This is a genomic window from Actinomadura sp. BRA 177 (genome assembly GCF_013372625.1).
Taxonomy (GTDB): domain Bacteria; phylum Actinomycetota; class Actinomycetes; order Streptosporangiales; family Streptosporangiaceae; genus Spirillospora.
Map to the genome: position 1 here is coordinate 1 of NZ_JABXFD010000682.1, position 17,540 is coordinate 17,540.

Here is a 17,540-nt window from a genome sequence, read left to right on the forward strand (position 1 = left end):
GTGCCGACCGCGCCGTCGCTGTCGGCACGGGCACGGGACTGCCCGGCGGCGTATCGCACGGCGCGGTCGGCACCGGGGACGGTGTCCGGGCGGGGGCCGCCGCGTTCTGGGCGGCGACGGGCTTCGCCTCCGGGGACGAGTCCGCGGCGGCGGCGAGCCAGACGCCGGCGGCGACGAGGCCCGTCCCGCCGAGCCCGGCCAGCGCGAGCAGCGGGCCGCGGCGGATGCGACGCGTGTCGGTCATGTTGCTCCTCGGGGGGAAGTTTCCCTACACCCCGAATAACCCCCGCCCGGCGCCGGCGGGTTGTCACGCGGCCGCGATTTCTTGCGGACGCTCAGGAGCGGCCGGCCGCCAGCGCGTCCGGGACGAGGGCGGCGAGTTCGCGGAAGGCCTTGCCGCGGTGGCTGATCGCGTCCTTCTCGGCGGCGGACATCTCGGCGGTCGTGCGCGTCTCGCCGTCCGGGACGAAGATCGGGTCGTAGCCGAAGCCGCCCGTGCCGCGCGGTTCGCGGATCACCATGCCGTGCATGCGGCCCTCGACGGAGCGTTCGACGCCGTCCGGGGTGGCGAGGACGGCCGCGCACACGAAGGCCCCGCCGCGAAGGTCGTCGGCGACGTCGGAGATCTGGTCGAGCAGCAGCTGGAGGTTGGCCGCGTCGCGGTCGCCGGTGGCGGCGCCGAAGCGTCCCGACCAGCGGGCGGACAGGACGCCGGGCATGCCGTTCAGCGCGTCCACGCACAGGCCGGAGTCGTCGGCGACGGCGGGCAGGCCGGTGAACGCGGCGATCGCGCGGGCCTTCAGAAACGCGTTGCCCGCGAACGTCAGCTCGGTCTCGGCCACGTCGGGGGCGCCCGGGAACTCGTCCAGGCCGGCGACGTCGAGGTCGCCGAGGATGCGGTGCAGCTCGGCGACCTTCCCCTGGTTGTGGGTGGCGAGGACGATCCGGGTCATCGGCCGAGCGCCTCCTTCTGGATGCGCGTCAGGTCGGCGCAGCCGCCGGCGGCGAGGTCGAGCAGCGCGTCCAGCTCGCCGCGGTCGAACGGGGCGCCCTCGGCGGTGCCCTGCACCTCGACGAACCGGCCGTCGCCGGTGCAGACGACGTTCATGTCGGTGCCGGCGGCGGAGTCCTCCTCGTAGCAGAGGTCGAGGCGGGCCTCGCCGTCCACGACGCCGACGCTGACCGCGGACACGGAGGTGATCAGCGGGTCGCCCTTGAGGAGCTTGCGCTCGCGCATCCAGGAGACGGCGTCGGCGAGCGCGACGTACGCGCCGGTGATCGCGGCGGTGCGGGTGCCGCCGTCGGCCTGCAGGACGTCACAGTCGAGCTGGACGGTGTTCTCGCCGAGCGCCTTCAGGTCCAGGCATGCGCGGACCGAGCGGCCGATCAGCCGGGAGATCTCGTGGGTGCGCCCGCCGACCCGGCCCTTGATGGACTCGCGGTCGTTGCGGGTGTTGGTGGCGCGCGGCAGCATCGCGTATTCGGCGGTGACCCAGCCGAGGCCGCTGTCGCGCCGCCAGCGGGGCACCGACGCCTGCACGGACGCGGCGCACAGCACGCGGGTCCGGCCGAACTCGACGAGCACCGACCCTTCCGCGTGGTCGAGCCAGCCGCGCTGGATCGTGACGGGACGGAGCTGGTCTGAAGCGCGATCATCGGGGCGGGCCATGCGCCCAACCCTAGCGGGGTTCAGCGGGTGTACCGGGCACCCACGCGGGCCGGCCCGATGTCACGGCCCGGCCCCGGCTCACAGGGTGTACCGGGCACCCACGCGGGCCAGCTCGATGTCGCCGTCGTAGCCCGCCGCCTTGGCCTCCTTGAGGGACAGGTCCTGGTCGTTCCACGGGACGAGGTGGGTGAGGACGAGCCGTCCGGCCTCGGCGCGGGCGGCGTGCTCGGCGGCCTCACGGGCGGTCAGGTGCAGTTCGGGCGGGTGGCCCGGCCCGTCCAGGAAGGACGCCTCGCAGAGGAACAGGTCGGCGCCGGACGCCAGCTCGACCAGCTCGTCCGACGGGCCCGTGTCGCCCGAGTAGGCGACGGCCTTGCCGCCGTGCTCGATGCGGAACGCGAACGCCTCGACCGGGTGCGGCATCAGCGCGGTGGTGACGCGGAACGGGCCGATCTCGTAGGGGCCGCGGCGCAGGGTGTGGAAGTCGAACGTCTCCGTCATGCCCGGGTCGGGGTCCAGGTCGTAGGCGCGGGCCATGCGGGCGGCGGTGCCGGCGGGGCCGTGCACCGGGATCCTCGGCGGCGGGCCGCCCGGCCGGTAGGTGCGCGCGACCCAGTACCCGCACAGGTCCAGGCAGTGGTCGGCGTGCAGGTGCGAGATGCAGACGGCGTCGATCTCGTAGATCGAGCGGAACCGCGCGAGCGACCCGAGCGCCCCGTTGCCGAGATCGAGCACGAGCGCGAACCCGTCCGCCTCGATCAGGTAGCTGGACGCGGGGCTGTCCGGCCCAGGGAAACTGCCGGAGCAGCCGATCACAGTGACCCGCACGCTCACTCCTCCTCTTAGAGTCCCCGAGGAATCAGGTGGTCAGTGCCTTGTCCGACGCGGCTGCGGCCGGCGTGGACTCCACCGAGCCGATTTCCGGCCCGAGGAAGCGGCGGCCGAGCTCGGCGAACACGGCGGGGTCTCCGGTGGCACGGAACCGGTGCCGCGGCCGCGGCGTCGCCTCGGCGCGGGCCAGCCCCCGATCGTGCAGCACTCGGTACACGTCCTTGGCGGTCTCGTCGGCGCTTGAGACCAGTGTGACCCCGTCTCCCACCACATACGAGATGACGCCCGTCAAAAGTGGGTAGTGGGTGCAGCCGAGGATGAGCGTGTCACAGCTCGCGTCCACGATCGGCCGCAGGTAGCCGCGGGCGGCCTCCAGCAGCTCCCCGCCCATCGTGACGCCCGCCTCGACGAACTCGACGAAGCGCGGGCAGGCGGCGCTGACGAGGTCGATGTGCGGGGCGGCGGCGAACGCGTCGTCGTAGGCGCGGCTGGTCACGGTGGCCTGCGTGGCGATCAGCCCGACCCGGCCGTTGGACGTGGCGCGGGCGGCGCGGCGGGTCGCCGGGTTGATGACCTCGACGACCGGGACGTCGTAGCGTTCCCGGGCGTCGCGCAGCATCGCCGAGCTGGCGCTGTTGCAGGCGATCACCAGCATCTTCACGCCCTCGTCCACCAGCTGGTCGAGCATTTCGAGGGCGAACGCGCGGACCTCGGCGATCGGGCGCGGCCCGTACGGCTGGCGGGCCGAGTCGCCCAGGTAGACGATCGGCTCGTTCGGGAGCTGGTCGAGGATGGCGCGGGCCACCGTCAGCCCACCGAAACCGCTGTCGAAGATCCCGATGGGAGCGTCTGGGAGGCCGTCCCCCCGGGATGGATCTGACATGGTGCACAAGGCTAGGCGACACGGCCCCGCGCGGGTGCGTCATGCGTCGGACATCACACCGTCACGCGCCGGAAAACCGTCCAGGTCACGCGATGCGCAACTGATCCGGTAGTTGGACCGTGCGAAACGCCGGGTTGTCGGCGGCGTGGGGGTCACCCCCACAATGAAGCGCCGGGCTCAGGTGCGGGTGCGGGGGACGCGGGCTATCTGGCGGCTCTGCGCGACGAGGCGGCCGGCGGTGTCCCACACCTCGACCTCCTCGTCGAACCAGCCGCCCGCGAGCAGCCGGCCGGTGCCGTGCACGGCGAGCCAGCCGGGCGCCGGGACGGCCCGCATGTGCCAGGTCAGCTCGACGGTCGGCGCCCAGCCCTGCGCGCCGAGGTTCAGCGCGACGGGCGGCAGCGCGTCCACGGCGAGGGCGAGGGAGTAGGCGTCGACCGGGTAGCCGTCGCCGTGCCGGAACCAGGCGCGGATCTCGGGGCTGCCGCTCGGCTGCCCGTCGAGCCAGCCCATCGTCGTCCGGTCGAAGCGCATGTCGACCTTGTCGGCGAAGCCCTCGCCGGTGGGCGGGCGGAAGTCGGTGCACTCCTCCACCGGCGGGACGGGCGTGGGCGCCGGCCCGGCGTACGCGGGTTCGGCGGCGGCGTCGAGGGTGCCGGTGGTGATCAGCGCGTCCACCACGGCCCGGTCGTCCTGGACGAGCGTGACCAGCGCCGACGCGGCGGTGCGGCCCTCCTTGCGGGGGTCGACGAGCACCTGGGCGGGGCCCGGCTTGGCGACGCGGTGGAAGTTGGTCGCGGTGGAGACGGGGTGCGCGTGCGGGGAGGCGTCGACGGCGGCGCGGCCGAGGACGGCCATCAGGTAGCCGCCGTTGAGCGCCTCGGCGAACCCGTAGTCGCCGTCGAGGACGGCCTCGTACCGGCCGTCGCCGATCCGCTTCACGGCGGTCGCCTCGCCGAACCCGCTCATCCGCACACTCCCACGTCGACCGGGCCGCGGACCGTCCCGCCCGGTTCTAGAATCACGTTCGAAAACGCACTCTACCGTGCCGGACGGGATGTCACGCGGCCCAGGTCAGGCCCAGAGCCGGCCCAGGTCAGGCCCAGAGCTGGCCTTCGAGGCGGGCCTCGGCCTCCTCCAGCGTCCCCCCGTAGGCGCCGGTGGACAGGTACTTCCAGCCGCCGTCCGCGACGACGAACGCGATGTCGGCCCGCTCACCGGCCTTCACCGCCTTCTTCGCCATGCCGATCGCCGCGTGCAGCGCGCCGCCGGTCGAGATGCCGGCGAAGATGCCCTCCTGCTCCAGCAGCTCGCGGGTGCGGCGCAGCGCGTCCCCGGACGTGACGGAGAACCGGGTGGTCAGCACCGTGTCGTCGTACAGCTCGGGGATGAAGCCCTCGTCGATGTTGCGCAGCCCGTACACGAGGTCGCCGTACCGGGGCTCCGCCGCGACGATCTTCACGTCCGGCACCCGCTCGCGCAGGAACCGGCCGACGCCCATCAGCGTGCCGGTCGTGCCGAGCCCGGCGACGAAGTGCGTGACGGTCGGCAGGTCCTCAAGGATCTCCGGGCCGGTCGTCTCGTAGTGCGCGAGCGCGTTGGCCTCGTTGCCGTACTGGTAGAGCATCACCCAGTCGGGATTCTCGGCCGCCAGCCCCTTCGCCACCCGGACGGCCTCGTTCGAGCCGCCCGCCGCCGGCGAGGAGATGATCTCCGCGCCCCACATCTCCAGCAGCTGGCGGCGCTCGGCGGAGGTGTTCTCCGGCATCACGCACACCATCCGGTAGCCGCGCAGCTTGGCGACCATGGCGAGGGAGATGCCGGTGTTGCCGGACGTCGGCTCCAGGATCGTGCAGCCGGGCGTCAGCAGCCCGTCCTTCTCCGCCTTCTCGATCATGTAGAAGGCGGGCCGGTCCTTCACCGAGCCGGTGGGGTTGCGGTCCTCCAGCTTGGCCCAGATGCGGACGTCCTCGCTCGGCGACAGCCGCGGCAGGCCGACCAGCGGCGTGCGGCCGAGCGAGTCCAGTAGCGAGTCGAAGCGCATGCTCGTGCGGCCCGGCTCAGCCGCCGGCCACGGCCGGCAGGATGGTGACGTTGTCGCCGTCGGCGACCTGCGTCTCCAGCCCGCCGAGGAAGCGCACGTCCTCGTCGTTCAGGTAGACGTTGACGAACCTGCGCAGGCCCTTGTCGTCCACCAGCCGGCCGCGCAGGCCGGCGTGCCGGGAGTCCAGGTCGGTGAACAGCTCGTCCAGCGTGCCGCCCTTGCCCTCGACGGCCTTCGCTCCGTCGGTCAGGTTGCGCAGGATCGTCGGGATCCGGACCTCGATCGCCATCGCGGTGATCTCTCCTTCTACGTCGTACGGGGCTCCCCGCCCACTGCAGGCACAACCGGGCGGGCAGCGGGAAGATTCCAGGCGTGATCAGCGCGTCAGCGACAGTCGTAGACGACCTCGGCGCGCGAGTGCCCGAACAGGAAGCTCTGCACGGGCGGCACGGCGGCGGACCGCGCACGGCGGCGCACGCCACCGCCGCCCGTCTCGTGCCCGCTCGTCCACATGTCGACCAGTTTACCGGCCGCGACCATCCCGATCCGCTCCGGTTCTAGGCACTGTAGGCATCGACGACGGTGACCTCTTCCTCGGTCACCTCGCCGTCCAGGATCCGGTACGACCGGAACTCGGTGTCGTCGTCCGCGCGGGTCGACACGAGCACGTAGTGGGCGTTCGGCTCGGACGCGTAGGAGATGTCCGTGCGGGACGGGTACGCCTCCGTGGCCGTGTGCGAGTGGTAGATCACCACCGGCTCCTCGTCCCGGTCGTCCATCTCCCGCCACACCTTCAGCTGCTCCTTGGAGTCGAACCGGTAGAAGGTCGGGGACCGCTCGGCGTTCTCCATGGCGACATACCGGACGGGACGGTCCGAACCGGCCGGGCCGGCGATGATGCCGCAGGCCTCGTCCGGGTGGTCGGCGCGCGCGTGCGCGATGATCTTGTCCACGAGGGCGCGCTCGATCGTCAGCATGGCCCCGAGCCTAAGGCAACCGCTACCAGAGGACCTGGACGAGGCTCTCCTGCAGCATCGTCAGCCAGTCGTAGGTGGCGAACACGGGGGCGCGCGGGTCGCGCGGATCCAGCCGGTCCGCCTCCTCGTACCAGTCCTCGGTGATGTCGAGGCGGGTGCCGAGCGCCAGCCGGACGTCGTTCAGCGCGCGCAGCCAGCCCTGCGCCTGCTTCTCGTCCAGCACGATGTCGGCGCCGTCGGCGTCCAGCGCGCCGAGCACCATCGCGGCGGCCTCGCGCTTGCCGTCCCGCAGCCCCATCTCGGTGTAGCGGCGGAACTCCCCGGCGGCCTCGCCGTCGTCGCGGTAGGCGTCCGGGAACAGCCGCGCGAGGACGGGGTCGTCCGGCTTCTCGGCGTTCTCGGCGATGCCCATCGCGGCCAGCTCGTCGTCCCCGGCGGGCGCGTCGCCGATCAGCGCGAGCAGCTGCTCCATCAGGGCGCGCAGCAGCGCGGTCTCGTCCGGCTCCAGCCGCACCCGGATGCCCTGGCGGGTCTTGCGCACGTCCGTCATCGGCTCAGTCGTCCCGTTTCACCGTTGCCCACAGCCCGTAGGAGTGCAGGATCTCCACGTCCCGCTCCATCTCCTCGCGGGTCCCGTTCGCCACGACCGCGCGGCCCTTGTGGTGGACGTCGAGCATCAGCTTCTCGGCCTTGGTCTTCGGGTAGCCGAACACGGCCTGGAACACGTACGTGACGTACGACATCAGGTTGATCGGGTCGTTCCAGACGATCGCCAGCCACGGCCGGTCGGCGCGCACGTCCTCCTCGGCGTCCGGCCGTTCGAGCTCGACCGGTGCGGGCGCCGTGCTCATGGCGCTCATTGCCCGGATCGCCCCCTCTCTCTTCGCGCGAAATCGCCGCGCGCTTCGGTTCGCCCACCCCACCCGATGCTATGCGCCACTCCCCCGCCGGGTGTGCGGGTCCGCACACCCATGGTGCCCATACTCGGGCTTAGGGTTCCACTTGTGGACCTTGGTAACGGCACCGCACTGCTCACCGACCAGTACGAGCTGACCATGCTGCAGGCCGCGCTGCGCAGCGGCACCGCGGGCCGCCGCGCGGTCTTCGAGGTGTTCGCGCGGAGCCTGCCCGCCGGACGCCGCTACGGGGTCGTCGCGGGCGTCGGACGGCTGCTGGACGCGATCGAGGCGTTCCGGTTCGACGCCGCTGAGCTGGAGTTCCTCGCGTCCAACGGCATTGTGGACGAGCCCACGGCGCAATGGCTGGAGAAGTACCGCTTCACGGGGAACGTGTGGGGCTACGCCGAGGGCGACTGCTACTTTCCGGACTCGCCGATCCTGGTCGTCGAGGGGACGTTCGGAGAAGCGGTCCTGCTCGAAACGCTCGCACTGTCGATCCTTAACCACGACTGCGCGATCGCGTCCGCCGCCTCTCGTATGGTGCAGGCTTCGCAGGGCCGTCCGATCATCGAGATGGGGTCGCGGCGCACCCACGAGCGCGCCGCCGTGGCCGCCGCCCGCGCGTCCTACATCGCCGGGTTCACCACCACGTCCAACTTGGAGGCGGGCCGGCTCTACGGCGTCCCGACCGCGGGGACGAGCGCGCACTCGTTCACCCTCCTGCACGACAGCGAGCGGCACGCGTTCGAGGCGCAGCTCGCCTCGCTCGGGTCCGGCACGACGCTTCTGGTCGACACTTATGACGTGGAACGGGCCGTCCGCACCGCCGTGGAACTCGCCGAGCCGTCCTTGGGCGCCGTCCGCATCGACAGCGGCGACCTCGGCGTGATGGCCCGCCGCGTCCGCGAGCAGCTCGACTCCCTCGGCGCGCACGACACGCGAATCGTGGTGACCGGCGACCTGGACGAGTTCGGCATCGCCGCCCTGGCCGCCGCCCCCGTCGACGGCTACGGCGTGGGAACGTCCCTCGTGACGGGCTCGGGGGCGCCTACCGCGTCCCTGGTCTACAAACTGGTCGCCCGCTCGGACGGCCCCGACTCCGACGCCGCCATGCGCCCGGTCGCGAAACGGTCGACAGGCAAGCCGAGCCGGGGCGGACGCAAGACGGCCGTCCGCCGCATCGACGGCCACGGCACGGCCTACGCCGAGACGGTCTCGACCGGCCAACCGGTCCCCGGCCCACGCGACCGCTCTCTGCACGTCCCTCTCGTCCGCGATGGCGACATAGTCGGACGCGAGTCCCTGCAACAGGCGAGAGACCGTCATACACGCGCGATCGCGGAGCTGCCTCCGACCGCGATCCAGCTCTCCAAGGGCGAGCCGGCCGTCCCGACCGAATTCGTCAACGGCGGCCCCCGCCCATAACGCCGTATCCACGCGGCCCTGGGGTACGGTCGGTTGCGGGGCAACCGGTAACAGGGAGCGGTCATGGGCAAGAAGGCTCTGATCATCGTTGACGTGCAGAACGATTTCTGCGAGGGCGGATCGCTGGGCGTCGGCGGCGGCGCCGATGTGGCCACCGCCATCTCCGCGCACGTGGCCGATCATCGGCCCGACTACGCGCACATCGTCGCGACGCGCGACTTCCACCTCGACCCGGGTCACCACTTCTCCGACGAACCCGACTTCGTCGACTCGTGGCCGCCGCACTGCGTGATCGGCACCCCGGGCGCCGACTTCCACCCGAACCTGGCCTTGGCCCCCATCGAGGCGGTCTTCAGCAAGGGCCGCGAGGAGGCCGCCTACAGCGGCTTCGAGGGCGCCTCCGACGACGAGACACCCCTCGCCGACTGGCTGAGCTCCCGCGGCGTCGACACCGTCGACATCGTCGGCATCGCCACCGACCACTGCGTCCGCGCGACCGCCGTCGACGCCGCCCGCGCGGGCCTGCGCGCCACCGTCCTGCTCGACCTGACCGCCGGCGTCAGCAAGGCCACCGTCGACCGCGCCCTGGACGAACTGCGTGAGGAAGGCGTCACCCTGTCCGGCGCCCCGGTGGTGAACGCCTGACCATGCCGAATCCCCCCAAGGTCATCCTTATCGCCGGCGTGTCCGGCAGCGGCAAGACCACCATCGGCACCCTGCTCGCCGAACGCCTCGGCTGGGAGTACGCCGAGGCCGACGCGTTCCACTCCGACGCGAACATCGCCAAGATGCGCGAGGGCCACCCCCTCACCGACGCCGACCGCCTCCCCTGGCTCCGCTCCATAGCCGCCTGGATCACCGACCGCCTGGCCACCGACCGTCCCGGCGTGGTCACCTGCTCGGCCCTCAAGCGCAAGTACCGCGACCTCCTGGCCGGCGGCAACCCCGGGGTGGCGATGGTCCTCCTGGACGGCGACCGCGACCTGATCGCCGGCCGCATGAAGGCCCGCAAGGGTCACTTCTTCAAGGCGACCCTCCTGGACACGCAGTTCGCCGACCTGGAACTCCCGGCCGCCGACGAGGACGTCCTCCTGGCCTCCATAACGGGCAGCCCAGAGGAAACGGTCGCGCACATCATCAAGTCGCTGAACCTGATCTGATTCGCGTCCTGCGAGGCACTACCGCCCCAAGGCGCCGACCTACCGCGAACTGGGGCCGCTGTCCGCCCTTTCGACAATTGAGGCGCGGCTTGAACCGGCCACCAGCCGGTAGGGACAGCGCCCGTTAAGCGTGGTTCTCTACGTCTATCCCGGCAATCGGGCGGGGCAGATCAAAGCCTTGGAGAGCCACGTGACCACGATCGAATCTCGGACGCCGGAAACCTCGATGGACGCCGTTCAGCGGACCGCCAGGATCGCCGGTGTCTGGTTCGTCCTCACCTTCGTCTTCTCGATCCCGGCGGTGCTGCTGTACGACCCGGTCCTCAATGACGCGAACTACATCCTGGGAGCGGGCGCGGACACGCAGGTGCGGCTTGGGGCCCTCCTTGAGATTCTGACCGCCGTCGCGAACATCGCCACCGCGGTCGTGCTGTTCCCGATACTGAAGCGGCAGAGCGAGAGCATCGCCCTCGGTTACATCGGATCGCGAGTCCTCGAATCGACCGTCATCGTGGTGGGGATCGTCAGCGTGCTCGCCGTCGTGGCGTTGCGGCAGGACCTGGCCGGCGGGGGCGGCGCCGACGCCACTCTGATCGGCCAATCACTGGTGGCGTTGAAAGACCAGACGTTCCTGCTCGGACCGGCCTTCTGCGCGGGCTTCGGCAACGGGCTGCTGCTGGGCTACCTGATGTACCGGTCGGGCCTGGTGCCGCGTCGGTGCGGCTCGGCGCCGTCCGGCGTGGAACGTCCCCAGAACTCGTACTTGTCGGGCAAGTCGACGTCGGCGTGCTCGGTCAGCCACACACGCAGCGCGGCCGGGTCGGTCAGCGCCTCGTACACGCTGTCCGGCGGACCCGGAACCACCGCACGTAAACGCAGGTCAGGCTCGGTCATCGAGGTCTCCCTTCGGGTAGCAGGCGACGGCCATACGGAACGCGTCGCCCTCGGCACCGCCGTAGCGGGTGAACAGGTCCTGCAACGTCTGCTGCAACTCCTCCAGGAACGCCTGGCGCTGCTCCGGGCGCACCCGGATGTCCCCGGACACGCCGATCGACGGCAGGTCTGGCCGGGTGAGGTCGAGCGCGGCGACGTCCGCCTGCACGTCCTCCATCAGGTCGACCAGGTAGCCCAGGCTGAGCCGGTCACGGGACTGGCGCAGCCCGATCCGGCCCACCACGTCCGGAGACAGCCAGTAGGACCGGCCGGCCGCCTGGTAGATCCCCTCGTGGATCCCGCGCACCCGGCGCTCGGCCACCTGACCGACCAGGCGGACGTCCAACAGGCGCTTGACGTGGTAGTAGACCCGCTGCGGACTCTGTTCGAGTTCGGCCGCCACCTCGGTACACGACCGGGGCTCGGCGAGCTGCCGCAGCACTTCGATCCGCTGCGGCTTGAGCAGCGCCTCAGCCTGCTCGATCTGGTCGAGATAGACGATGTCTCTCATTGCAAAGCAAACTCTTTACGTAAAAGAACTTTTTGTCAATGCCCCGAGACTGGGCACCATCTCAAGCGCAGGACTCCCTACCCGCCGTCCTGGCGGCGCACGATCTCGCTGATCCAGACGGGCGCAAACGGCGACGTACACCCCGCAGGAGTCGGGTAGTCCTTGAGCACCTCCAGGCGCTCGCCGATGTCGACCGCACGCGCGCGGTGCTCGGCGTGGTCGCTCCCGATCTGGGCCAGGCAGTGGTTCATCGCCCACTGCAGGCGCTCCGGGGCGTCCTTCATCTGCGCCTCGACGACATCGAGCAGACCCGCGAGATCGAGGCCCTCGGGCTTCTTCGCCACGCGCTCTGTCGTCAGCGCCCAACCGGCACTCGCCACCACCGGATCCGGATCGGCGAACCAGGCCAGGCGCAGCTCTTCGGAGTGCGGGCTCTTCTTCACCCCGTAGTTCACGAGCCAGTCGTGCACCTTGGGCGTGCGCGCCTCGCGCAGCATGCCGTCCAACTCATCCCGCTCGAACGCCTTCGGGCGGCAGATCAAGATCGCCAGGAGCCGCGCCGCGCTGTCGCCCGTCCCCCAGAGCCGGCACGCGAGTCCCTGCTGCGTCTTCAACCGCTTAGCGAGCGCACGCAGCTTGCCGAGGTTCACCCCGTGGTCGTCCCCGTGCTTCGCGTTCACCGCGCGCACCTTCGGATCCTCAAGCCCGGCCAGCTCGGCCATAACCTCGTCCAACGCCGCATCGACCACCTCAGCCTCCTGCCCATCACACGCAAGCTTCACCCTAGGACGGATTCGCCTACTCCCGGCGGGCCGAGCGTCCCGCGGAAACTGATCCGGCAGCTGTGCCTGCGCCTCAGTCGTGAGACGGGGCTGACCATCGCCCCCGTCGTCCGCAAACGGCGGGACGGGGACGCGTCGGTGCGCCGCCTGCAGACCGTCACCTCCCTGGTGGAGTCCGGCCGCATGAGCGCCGAGGTCAGGATTACCAGCGCCGGCGGCCCGGTCCTACTCGAAGCCGACCTGCGCACCGGGCAGGTCGAGACCACCGTGGAAGTCCCCGCCGCGGCCCGCGCCCGTCCGCTGACCCGTGTCCAGTGGCTGCTGCGCCAGCTGACCGACGCCCCGCCCGAACTCCGCATCGAAGCGCTCGCCCCCGAACACAAGACCGGCCCGTGCGACCTACCGACACCCTCTCCGGCCGCCGCCCTGAGCCGTCTCAGGATCTAACCCCTGCAGGCGCGACTGACCCACAGCTGGAACGGCTAGGTATTGCCGGCCAGGAGGTTGTTGGCGTCCGGCAGGGTCAGCAGGTCGGCGACGTCTGTGCCGGCCCGGAGCAGCGCTTCGGATCGTGAGGCGATGCTTCGCAGGCGGCCGTGGAGGGCGTCACGGGCTTCGGCCGGGTCACCCGTCCCGACCAGTGACGTCATGATGGCCCGCACTGCGGGGACGCGGTAGCCGCCGGCGCGAAGCGCAGCGACGATGCGGGCATCTCGGGCTGCTTCCGGCGGGTAGTCGCGTGTGCGCGCCGGCCCTCTTCGCTCAGGCGTGATGAGGCCCTGCTGTTCCCAGAACCGCAGAGTCGATGAACGCACTCCGAGCGCGAGTGACAGTTCGGTGATGGTCATCGAGTCTCCCGGCAGTGCGGGGGCCTCGTGGACGCTCTCGTCGACGATGGAGTCGAGAGCTTGGAGGGCGGTCATCGTGTCGTCACGGCAACGCGCGAGCGCGACGTGGAGTCCGACGATTCGTGCGATGGCCTCGTCGTAAGGAAGGGCACGGACCTCGCGCATCGTGGTGCGAGCGACGACGGGGCCGACCGCGACCGCCAGATTGCGGTAAGCCCGCAGCGCGACCAGATGCACCCCGCCGAACTGACGGTAGCCGTTGGGCCGACGGAGGGAAGGGGGAATCACCGCCAGACGCTCCAGGTCACGGATCTGCTGCACGGAATACCCGCTCACAGCCGCCAGACGGCCCGTCGAGTAGCACTCTCCAGGTCCTGCGCTCGGGTCGTTCATGACGCCGAACTCTCCATAAGCACTTCAACCTGACACTTGAACCATGTCCATGGAACGGATCTTGTCAGAGATCAGAAGCTTCGAGGGCGTACTCGAGCTCGCCCCCCAGCCCGGCAGCGAGCACCCTCGTGTCTCGTGGGGCGACTACTTCTTCTACTTCGCACCGGACGGCCAGGTGCCGACCAACCGCCAGCCCTATGCGACGATCGTCACGAAGAACTACCCGGACGATGCCGAGTCCCGTCTCGATGCTCCCGATCGCTGGAGACTCAACATCCACGTGGGGACGAAGATCGCCGCCGAACTCCTCGGCCGTGCTCCAGCGGAAGCCCGCACCCCCGAGGCGGACTACAGCGCTGAGGACGTGTTCCTCCCCCACCCCTTGTACGGCGCGTACGGGTGGGTATGCGTCGTGAACCCCGCTGAGTCCACACTCGACACCGCCCTGGAGGCACTGCGCACCGCACACCGTGACGACCGTCGCCGCGTCGAACGCCGGCGTGGTGACGATTCGGCAATGAAGGGATGAGCAACAGCAACCTCGACACCATTGCAACGGCCGCCCGCAACCCCACGCCGTCGATCGGTGGACGGCAATGTGGCCAACTACCTGGGGGCGCGTCTTGACAAGGCGCAACCACCTCTCGGCCGCTCTGCCAGGCCAGACGACGTTGGAACTGCTGTGAGGCTGTTCGAAGTTACGCCGCTACCAGCTTCACCAGGACTTCGCGCTTACCTGAGGGAGCATCGCGCAGGACCTGTCGGGCGCGCAGCAGGGCGTCCACATCCGAGGCGGCGGCGGCAACTTCCGCAGCGATCGAGTCGATCTTCCCGAGTCCGGCATCAGCCAGCCAGCGAGACGCCTCTGCCCATGAGTACAGCTTGACGCGACTGCCACGATGGATGGCTGGAGCGGGCAATCCTCCAGGCCCGCGTTCGCCTGTCGTCCAGTGCCCAACCGCCGCGGCGGACCTGCCGGTCTTCTCGGCGATGTCATCGATGGTGACCAGGTCCTCCATGACTCCAGTCACCGCCAGGCCACTGCGCTCACTGTCGTCGATGGCCGAAAGGATCGCCTCGGTCGCGTTGCGCGCCTCGCGTGAGAACAGGACGGTGCCGCCCTGCTCGTCACCGGAGAGTTGACCGTCGCCACAACGCGAGTACAGCCGCTCTGCGGCCTCCTCGAGGTCGCTGACCGGCCCGACCGCAAGCTCGAACCAGTAGGTGCTCATCAGTCTTCCTCTTCCTGTCGTGCGGTCACCTTGGCATCGTGCTGCCGCATCCGCCTCCGGATCTTCTGTGCCTCGGGCTCGTCAACGTCGGGAGTTCCGTTGATCGAGAACGGAAGTGCGAAACGGACCGTGGTAGAGCAACACCAGGGGTGAACATCGGGTGGAAGACGCAAACTCAACGAGTTCCTGCGGAGCGTCTGACCGCCGGTAGTGGGAGTAGCGGGTACAGGGAGTGGCGGCGCGACTGGCGCGCGAAGTGCACCGGGCGGATGTAGTGACGATCCTGAAGTGTCAGATTTGATTGCCGTGTTCGAGGTAGCGGGTGGTTCCGTCGCGGTGGGCGGCGTGGGCGTGGACGAGGCGGCGGGCGAGGCGGGGAATGGTCAGGTCGTGGATCTGGGTGATGTCGTGGAAGTGATAGCCGACGAGTTCGCTCGGGTCGAGGCGGATGGTGCTGAGTTGGGCTGCGGTGAGGGTGCCGCCGTCGAAGAGGAAGAGGACCTTGTCGCCTTCGGATTCGTTGGGGGCCCAGTCTGCGACCAGGAGCCGGCCGATCTCCGGGTGAATGCCGAGTTCTTCGGCGACTTCGCGTTCTGCTGCTTGGTGAGGGGTTTCACCGTGTTCGAGGTAGCCGCCGGGGATGTCGCGGTAATCCTTGTATGAGGGGTCGACCAGCATGATGTGGTCGTCGTCGCTGAAGAACAGGACACCTGCCGCCGCTCGGGCGCGGGTGAAGGATGCTGCCGGGTCATCGGTCACGGGAGTGACCCTAGGAGATCGGCCTAGATGACGCTCATGCGGCGGGCAAGGTCGGCCAGCAGGCGGCTTCGTTTGCCCGTCGCGGTGGCGCGGAGTTGGTGGACGAGTTGGCGGCTCATGACGTGGGCGTGGACTTGTTCGGCGGCGCAGCGCTCGGCGGTGAGCAGTTCACTGATGGCTTCGTCGATCTTGTTGCGGGCTCGGTGGGCGTTGACGACTTCGAGGCTGTGGCGGACCGTGCGTTCGGCGGGAAGGCGGGTGGTGTCGATGCCCGGGATGAGGTCGAGTGCCGCGAGGACGTCGCCCAATGCCATGGCGATGGTGACGCGATGGATGCGCACGTTGGTGGGGCCGAAGGCGGTCCATAGGTGGTTGGCGTCGGCGCCTAGTTCACTGGCCATCTGCTCGCCTCGTGCCAGGTAGTCCATGGCATCGGCACGGTTGCCGGCGCGTGCGGCGGCGATGGCTCCGGGGAGCAGCAGGCTGCCGTGGATCGACAGCAGCGTGGGTGAGCGGTCGATTCGTCGGCGTCCTAGGTACTGGGATGCGTGCTGGGCCATGGCCGCCGCCTCGTCGAGGCGGCCCTGGGATTGCAAGGCGTGGATCACCGAGCGGAACAGTGACCCGATGATCGTGGGGTCGATGGTGCGCTCGGCTGCCGCCAGTCCGCGCTGAGCGGCGATCCAAGCGAGATCGGTCTCGCCGAGCTTGGTGAGGATCATCGCGGCCGACTGGTTGGCCAGTGCGACGAGCCGGTCGGCGTACGGCTGCCGGTCTTCGGTGGCCTCTCGGGAGGCGAGGTGCGTCTGGGTGAGCAGCATGGGCAGGCGGGCGAGCATCTGTCCGTAGCTCGATCGCTGATAAGCGGCCATCACTTCTGCGACATCGCGGCGCAGTACGTCCAGGCGGGGCGGGTCAGGATCGGCTTTGATCGCCGCCAGCAGCGGAGACAACTGCCGGTAGTCGGTGAGCGCCGAACGGACGGGTCCGACGTCCGGGAAGGGCGGCTCACGGCGCATCGACGCAGCCGGATGTGGGTCGATGATGTCGGAGACGGAGATGCGCAGGGCATCGGCGAGTGCCCTGATGACGGAGAGTCTGTCCAGCGCGGCGCGGTCGTTTTCGATCTTGCTGAGCCAGTCTCCGGTCCGTCCGACCAGGCCGGCCAGGACCTCCTGGGGCATGCCTCGTCGGACACGGTGCCAGGCCACACGCTGTCCGGGTGACAGGTGTTGCCGGTGATCGGTCATCTCGAATCCCGTCGAATGACCCCGGAATTTCTTTCCGGGTGGCGCCCTTCCTGCGGTTCTAGCCTCTTGGACGTCGCACCGCAACGCCTATTGTGAATCGAGTGGCAAAATGTCCGGAGAGACAAAAATGCACCAATTGATCGCAAGCCCGTTCCTGGGCGGCTTCGTGGTGTTGAAGCCCGGTGAGCCCCGAGGAATCAAGATCTCGCAAGAGGCCTATCGTGCACTCGCCGGCGCCGAAGTGGTCCCTGACTGGCTGGCGGCCGCCGCCCGGACCGCCTGGGGAAGCGACCTTCACCGGCAGCCGTCCGGCAACCGCCTGCTCATCCGTCGCGAGTCGGAATACGGGTTCGGCAAGGCGACCTATGAGCTGAATCTCGGGTGCAACTACGACTGTGAGCACTGCTACCTCGGCCTCAAGAGCTTCGAAGGGCTGGGCTGGCCCGAGCGTGAACGGCTGCTGGAGGCGATCCGGGACGCCGGCGTCCTGTGGCTCCAACTCACCGGTGGGGAGCCGATGGTGGATCCGCTTTTCGCCGCCGTCCACACCAAGGCCCATGAGCTGGGCATGATGGTCGAGATCTTGACCAATGGCTCCCGCCTGGCCAACCCCAAAATCCTCGACCTGCTGACGACCTACCGGCCGAGCAAGATGAGCCTGAGCGTCTATGGCGCCACCGCCGAGACCTACGACGGCATCACCCGGCGACCGGGCTCTTTTCGCAAGTTCATGCGCGGCCTGACGGCGGCGCATGAGGCCGGCCTCCTCATGGACCTGAGCTTGATCATCACCAATCGCAATGCGCACGAACTCGATCGTAGCTATTCAGCTTGAGTCGATGTCGGGTCCGGTTTGATCCCGATCGCCCGAGTCGATCTCGGCGTGGGTGTGCGGGACCATGTGCTGGTGTCCGAGTCGTCGCCGCCGTCTGATGATCTGGGTG

24 protein-coding genes and 2 pseudogenes are annotated in these 17,540 nt (G+C 69.7%); 7 read left to right on the top strand and 19 right to left on the bottom strand.

Annotated features, from left to right (window positions below):
- The 12 genes and pseudogenes from HUX53_RS37850 to clpS all read right to left on the bottom strand — a co-directional run.
- A pseudogene (locus HUX53_RS37850) lies at positions 1 to 244 on the bottom strand (hypothetical protein); the annotation flags it as partial.
- Between the two features lie 91 nt (positions 245 to 335).
- Complete coding sequence (gene rdgB / locus HUX53_RS37855; RefSeq protein WP_176408085.1) at positions 336 to 953, bottom strand: RdgB/HAM1 family non-canonical purine NTP pyrophosphatase; 618 nt, start codon at positions 951 to 953, stop codon at positions 336 to 338.
- Positions 950 to 1,669 (bottom strand): ribonuclease PH, encoded by a 720-nt coding sequence (gene rph / locus HUX53_RS37860; RefSeq protein WP_176408086.1) that lies wholly within the window; start codon positions 1,667 to 1,669, stop codon positions 950 to 952. The genes rdgB and rph overlap by 4 nt, the downstream gene beginning before the upstream one ends.
- Positions 1,670 to 1,747: 78 nt before the next feature.
- Positions 1,748 to 2,497, bottom strand: coding sequence for an MBL fold metallo-hydrolase (locus HUX53_RS37865; protein WP_176408087.1), 750 nt, complete (start codon positions 2,495 to 2,497; stop codon positions 1,748 to 1,750).
- Between the two features lie 31 nt (positions 2,498 to 2,528).
- Positions 2,529 to 3,383 carry a glutamate racemase gene (murI, locus tag HUX53_RS37870; protein WP_176408088.1) on the bottom strand — a complete coding sequence of 285 codons (855 nt, stop codon included), beginning with the start codon at positions 3,381 to 3,383 and terminating at the stop codon, positions 2,529 to 2,531.
- A 177-nt stretch (positions 3,384 to 3,560) separates the two neighbouring features.
- Positions 3,561 to 4,352 (bottom strand): thioesterase family protein, encoded by a 792-nt coding sequence (locus tag HUX53_RS37875; RefSeq protein WP_176408089.1) that lies wholly within the window; start codon positions 4,350 to 4,352, stop codon positions 3,561 to 3,563.
- A gap of 127 nt (positions 4,353 to 4,479) precedes the next feature.
- Entirely contained in the window at positions 4,480 to 5,427 is a 948-nt protein-coding gene (locus HUX53_RS37880) for a PLP-dependent cysteine synthase family protein (protein WP_163052402.1), read from the bottom strand.
- A 16-nt stretch (positions 5,428 to 5,443) separates the two neighbouring features.
- A complete protein-coding gene (locus HUX53_RS37885) occupies positions 5,444 to 5,716 on the bottom strand; it encodes a MoaD/ThiS family protein (protein ID WP_176408090.1) in 273 nt (90 codons plus the stop codon).
- A 95-nt stretch (positions 5,717 to 5,811) separates the two neighbouring features.
- Positions 5,812 to 5,967 (bottom strand): hypothetical protein, encoded by a 156-nt coding sequence (locus HUX53_RS37890; protein WP_176408091.1) that lies wholly within the window; start codon positions 5,965 to 5,967, stop codon positions 5,812 to 5,814.
- Between the two features lie 17 nt (positions 5,968 to 5,984).
- Positions 5,985 to 6,404, bottom strand: a complete 420-nt coding sequence (locus tag HUX53_RS37895; protein ID WP_176408092.1) for a Mov34/MPN/PAD-1 family protein — start codon at positions 6,402 to 6,404, stop codon at positions 5,985 to 5,987.
- A 22-nt stretch (positions 6,405 to 6,426) separates the two neighbouring features.
- On the bottom strand, positions 6,427 to 6,954 hold the full coding sequence (locus HUX53_RS37900; protein WP_176408093.1) for a DUF2017 domain-containing protein: 528 nt from the start codon (positions 6,952 to 6,954) through the stop codon (positions 6,427 to 6,429).
- A 4-nt stretch (positions 6,955 to 6,958) separates the two neighbouring features.
- Positions 6,959 to 7,255, bottom strand: coding sequence for an ATP-dependent Clp protease adapter ClpS (gene clpS / locus HUX53_RS40440; protein ID WP_217920371.1), 297 nt, complete (start codon positions 7,253 to 7,255; stop codon positions 6,959 to 6,961).
- Positions 7,256 to 7,408: 153 nt separating this feature from the next.
- Here clpS and HUX53_RS37905 point away from each other — a divergent pair, with 153 nt between their 5' ends.
- The 4 genes and pseudogenes from HUX53_RS37905 to HUX53_RS43260 form a co-directional block, all read left to right on the top strand.
- The gene (locus HUX53_RS37905; RefSeq protein ID WP_309237626.1) at positions 7,409 to 8,728 is read left to right on the top strand and encodes a nicotinate phosphoribosyltransferase; all 1,320 of its coding nucleotides are present in this window, start codon (positions 7,409 to 7,411) and stop codon (positions 8,726 to 8,728) included.
- 63 nt (positions 8,729 to 8,791) lie between these two features.
- Entirely contained in the window at positions 8,792 to 9,373 is a 582-nt protein-coding gene (locus tag HUX53_RS37910; protein WP_176408095.1) for an isochorismatase family protein, read from the top strand.
- 2 nt (positions 9,374 to 9,375) lie between these two features.
- On the top strand, positions 9,376 to 9,888 hold the full coding sequence (locus HUX53_RS37915; protein ID WP_176408096.1) for a gluconokinase: 513 nt from the start codon (positions 9,376 to 9,378) through the stop codon (positions 9,886 to 9,888).
- A gap of 226 nt (positions 9,889 to 10,114) precedes the next feature.
- A pseudogene (locus tag HUX53_RS43260) lies at positions 10,115 to 10,543 on the top strand (DUF4386 domain-containing protein); the annotation flags it as partial.
- Positions 10,544 to 10,569: 26 nt separating this feature from the next.
- Here HUX53_RS43260 and HUX53_RS37925 read toward each other — a convergent pair.
- From HUX53_RS37925 to HUX53_RS37935, 3 genes are all read right to left on the bottom strand, one after another.
- Positions 10,570 to 10,782, bottom strand: coding sequence for an SRPBCC domain-containing protein (locus HUX53_RS37925; protein ID WP_217920373.1), 213 nt, complete (start codon positions 10,780 to 10,782; stop codon positions 10,570 to 10,572).
- Positions 10,769 to 11,332 (bottom strand): helix-turn-helix domain-containing protein, encoded by a 564-nt coding sequence (locus HUX53_RS37930; RefSeq protein ID WP_176408097.1) that lies wholly within the window; start codon positions 11,330 to 11,332, stop codon positions 10,769 to 10,771. Before HUX53_RS37930 ends, HUX53_RS37925 begins: the two co-directional genes overlap by 14 nt.
- Positions 11,333 to 11,409: 77 nt before the next feature.
- The gene (locus tag HUX53_RS37935) at positions 11,410 to 12,054 is read right to left on the bottom strand and encodes a DNA alkylation repair protein (RefSeq protein ID WP_176408105.1); all 645 of its coding nucleotides are present in this window, start codon (positions 12,052 to 12,054) and stop codon (positions 11,410 to 11,412) included.
- 198 nt (positions 12,055 to 12,252) lie between these two features.
- Here HUX53_RS37935 and HUX53_RS37940 point away from each other — a divergent pair, with 198 nt between their 5' ends.
- The gene (locus HUX53_RS37940; RefSeq protein ID WP_176408098.1) at positions 12,253 to 12,561 is read left to right on the top strand and encodes a hypothetical protein; all 309 of its coding nucleotides are present in this window, start codon (positions 12,253 to 12,255) and stop codon (positions 12,559 to 12,561) included.
- Positions 12,562 to 12,596: 35 nt separating this feature from the next.
- Here HUX53_RS37940 and HUX53_RS37945 read toward each other — a convergent pair whose 3' ends face one another.
- Entirely contained in the window at positions 12,597 to 13,355 is a 759-nt protein-coding gene (locus HUX53_RS37945) for a MerR family transcriptional regulator (RefSeq protein WP_176408099.1), read from the bottom strand.
- A 43-nt stretch (positions 13,356 to 13,398) separates the two neighbouring features.
- Between HUX53_RS37945 and HUX53_RS37950 the strand changes: the two genes are divergently transcribed.
- The gene (locus HUX53_RS37950) at positions 13,399 to 13,884 is read left to right on the top strand and encodes a DUF6194 family protein (protein WP_176408100.1); all 486 of its coding nucleotides are present in this window, start codon (positions 13,399 to 13,401) and stop codon (positions 13,882 to 13,884) included.
- A 169-nt stretch (positions 13,885 to 14,053) separates the two neighbouring features.
- Here HUX53_RS37950 and HUX53_RS37955 read toward each other — a convergent pair whose 3' ends face one another.
- The 3 genes from HUX53_RS37955 to HUX53_RS37965 form a co-directional block, all read right to left on the bottom strand.
- The gene (locus tag HUX53_RS37955) at positions 14,054 to 14,587 is read right to left on the bottom strand and encodes a hypothetical protein (RefSeq protein ID WP_176408101.1); all 534 of its coding nucleotides are present in this window, start codon (positions 14,585 to 14,587) and stop codon (positions 14,054 to 14,056) included.
- A gap of 291 nt (positions 14,588 to 14,878) precedes the next feature.
- On the bottom strand, positions 14,879 to 15,346 hold the full coding sequence (locus tag HUX53_RS37960; protein WP_176408102.1) for an NUDIX hydrolase: 468 nt from the start codon (positions 15,344 to 15,346) through the stop codon (positions 14,879 to 14,881).
- Between the two features lie 23 nt (positions 15,347 to 15,369).
- Positions 15,370 to 16,596 (bottom strand): helix-turn-helix domain-containing protein, encoded by a 1,227-nt coding sequence (locus tag HUX53_RS37965; protein ID WP_176408103.1) that lies wholly within the window; start codon positions 16,594 to 16,596, stop codon positions 15,370 to 15,372.
- Positions 16,597 to 16,723: 127 nt separating this feature from the next.
- Between HUX53_RS37965 and HUX53_RS37970 the strand changes: the two genes are divergently transcribed.
- Entirely contained in the window at positions 16,724 to 17,431 is a 708-nt protein-coding gene (locus HUX53_RS37970; RefSeq protein ID WP_176408104.1) for a radical SAM protein, read from the top strand.
- The last annotated feature ends 109 nt before the right edge of the window (positions 17,432 to 17,540 follow it).